Consider the following 2903-nt stretch of genomic DNA (forward strand, 5'->3'; position numbering starts at 1 on the left):
GCCGTATCTAGCCAGTTTCTTTACTGTTTCCACGGGGAATCTTTCTTCTTCGTCCAGTTCTTCCGCCAAAGGTTTTACTTCTGTTTCAGCGAATTTTCTGTACAAGTCTTTCAACAGTACCTGTTCCTTTGAAAATCCAAACTCCATAATCTGTGTCCTCCTTAAATCATAGGCAATTTGTTATTATTCTAACGATTCATTATAAGAGCAAGAATCGTGCCAACAATGTTTTTTCCGTTTTTTCTATCTTTTTTATCAAAAATGACTGGTTTTTTGTTAGAAAGAATGTTAGAATATTTTTAAAAATACGTATTCTAACACAGTATTACAACAAAATGTAGAAAGGACCCCGATTATGAAATTGACAAAAAAATTGTTTTTTTCTTCGAACATTATCCCCACCATCCTGGATCATACCAATGACGGCATCAATGTGGTGGATACAGAGGGGATTCTGGTATACGTCAATCGTATTTCCGCCAACTATGTCAATCAGCGCCCGGAGGATATGCTGGGCCATCCCATTTCCGAATTTTATCCCGACGCGGTACTGCTGGCTGTATTGGAGAATCGGCAGCCCATACTGGATAAAAAAATCCATTTTGTTCCTCCGAAAAAATATGTCGTCAATTCCTATCCTATTTTTATTGAAGGAGAATTTCTGGGCGCCTTTTCCGTCTTTCAGGACATTCAGGAGATCGACCAGCTCAACGGCAAAATCAAACACCTGGAAATGCAGGTCAGTCTCACAAAACCAGAGGCGGATTATCAGCATGTGGTCCATATGGGCACCATGCAGCATATCTATAAACAGGCCAAAAAGATCGTAGGCTCTCTGGGCGGCCCCCGCCACTCCATCATCACCGGCGAATCCGGCACCGGCAAAACCATGCTGGCCAATCTGATTTATAATTACGCCAAGGAGATCGGCGTCATTGGCAAAAACGCCCCTTTTATCGAAATCAACTGCGCCCAGTTCACCAATCCGGATATTGCCGCCATGGAAATCTTCGGCTCCGTGGAAGGCGCCTATACCGGCTCCAAAAAGAAAAAAGGTCTTTTCGAGCAGGCCAACGGCGGTATCCTCTTTCTGGATGAGGCCCATACCATCGAAAATTATCAAAGCCTGCTGCTGAAGGCCATCGAGTCCGGCAAGATCCGCCGGATCGGTGATACCAAAGAAATCGATATCAATGTCATTGTCATTGCCGCCTCCACCAAAAACCTGCACGAGGTATTCCTTCCGGAGCTGTATCAGCGTCTGGGCCAGTATGAAATGCATCTGCCGGCTCTGCGGGAACGCTCTCTGGCGGAAAAGGACCAGCTCTTCCGTCATTTTGTCCGCCGCTATGAGGAGGCCGTCTGGGAAGCCCACCGCATCCGTTACCATGTGGAATTTACGCCGGAGGCAAAACATGCCGTCCTAAACGCCGTTTATCCCAGAAATATCCGTCAGATGCGGGATGTCATCAATTACAGCATCGACGCCTCCTCCCCCCTCATTGAGGACGTTGGTGAAAAAAAGGAGATCACCACCGTGGTTGGCATCGAACATATCCCCTTCGAGCTGACACCGGAACAGCCGGCGGCAGAGCCGCAGCCGGAACCAAAGGAACCGGAACAGCTCATTACCCCACAGATCGCTGATTTTATTCTGGAACAGTCTAAATGCGGCATGGGCCCCAGAAAAATCTCCCACCAGCTGGAAGCGATGGGGGTATCCCTTCCCTATTATAAAGTAGCGTACTTCTTAAAAAAGCAGTCCAAAAATTAAGGAATTCCTCTGTTTTCCCTTGTTTTTTGGCATACAGGACGGCAAATGTTTTTTCTGGACATTTGCCGTTGTACCATGTAAAATAAAAAACAGTTATTTTTTCCCCGAAAAAGGGAAAACTGATATGAAAAGAAGGAGTCTTGGCCCTATGGAAGCCCACAGCGAAACACATTCCATTGAATATGAAGGCATAGAAATCGAATATCAGCTGATCCGCAAAGACGTAAAATATATCAATCTGCGGGTCAACAAATACAGTCAGGTGGTCGTCTCCGCCGCAAAACGGGTGCCTTTTTCCGTCATCGAGGAATTTGTGCAGTCCAAAGCCCTGTGGATCATCACCCATCTGGCGGAGGTGGAAAAACTGCGCCACGCCCAGCCATCCGGCATGCTCCACGATGGAAAAACCGTTTACTATCTAGGAAAACCTCTGACGCTGACGCTGGCCCAGGGCAGCCCCCAGATCACCCGGACGGAGACCTCCGTCCATATGGTTACCCGTCAGATCCATCCCCAGGAGCTTCGTTCCGAATATCTGGAATGGCTGCGAAAGGAAGCGGAAACCGTATTCCCCAAAATTCTGGAGCAGATCTACCCTCTGGTCAAAGAACTGGAAGTCCCCTATCCTTCTATCCAGATCCGCAATATGCGTAGCATCTGGGGCAGCTGTACCGTGGAAGGCGCCTCGATCCGCCTGAATCTTCAGCTGATGAAAGCCGCCCCGGAATGTATCGAACAGGTCGTCCTCCATGAACTGCTTCATTTCTGCCAGCCCGACCACAGCAAAAAATTCTATCGCCTCATGGAAGAACGCATGCCCGATTGGAAGGCGAGAAAGGAACTCCTGGAAACGGAATTCAAAGACGGCATATGATTCTCCCGGAAAAACCTTCCTTTTTTCCATGGACAGAGGACTCTTTTCTTGACAAATCCCCCCTAACGTGCTATACTTTCAAATAGAGATGACGCGGAGTAGAGCAGTCCGGTAGCTCGTCGGGCTCATAACCCGGAGGTCGCAGGTTCAAATCCTGTCTCCGCTATTTCTAAAAGACATCATACCACCAGGTATGGTGTCTTTTTGTATGTTCCGGAAATGTCTCATGCAGAACCTGATATTTCCGGGGTCCCC

Annotated in this window: 3 protein-coding genes and 1 tRNA gene; 3 read left to right on the forward strand and 1 reads right to left on the reverse strand. The window is 47.8% G+C overall.

All coding sequences use genetic code 11. From position 1 onward, the window contains the following. The coding region (locus tag H9X84_RS13425) for an acyl-CoA dehydrogenase family protein (protein ID WP_205134622.1) at positions 1–147 on the reverse strand (147 nt) is incomplete at its 3' end. Between the two features lie 208 nt (positions 148–355). On the opposite strand from H9X84_RS13425, the gene H9X84_RS12715 reads away from it, so the two are divergent. The 3 genes from H9X84_RS12715 (at position 356) to H9X84_RS12725 (ending at position 2814) form a co-directional block, all read left to right on the forward strand. Continuing rightward, on the forward strand, positions 356–1774 hold the full coding sequence (locus H9X84_RS12715; RefSeq protein WP_205134620.1) for a sigma 54-interacting transcriptional regulator: 1419 nt from the start codon (positions 356–358) through the stop codon (positions 1772–1774). 124 nt (positions 1775–1898) lie between these two features. Further along, positions 1899–2648 (forward strand): M48 family metallopeptidase, encoded by a 750-nt coding sequence (locus H9X84_RS12720; protein ID WP_205134621.1) that lies wholly within the window; start codon positions 1899–1901, stop codon positions 2646–2648. Between the two features lie 92 nt (positions 2649–2740). After that, a tRNA-Met gene (locus tag H9X84_RS12725) sits at positions 2741–2814 on the forward strand. Positions 2815–2903: the final 89 nt, after the last annotated feature.

This window comes from Anaerotignum lactatifermentans (assembly GCF_016902535.1).
Taxonomy (GTDB): Bacteria; Bacillota; Clostridia; order Lachnospirales; family Anaerotignaceae; genus Anaerotignum; species Anaerotignum lactatifermentans_A.

What these genes read in the sequence shown, in the direction of transcription:
- H9X84_RS12715 (WP_205134620.1), top strand. Translation starts at nt 356, where the DNA reads ATGAAATTGACAAAAAAATTGTTTTTTTCTTCGAACATTATCCCCACC.
- H9X84_RS12720 (WP_205134621.1), top strand. Translation starts at nt 1,899, where the DNA reads ATGAAAAGAAGGAGTCTTGGCCCTATGGAAGCCCACAGCGAAACACAT.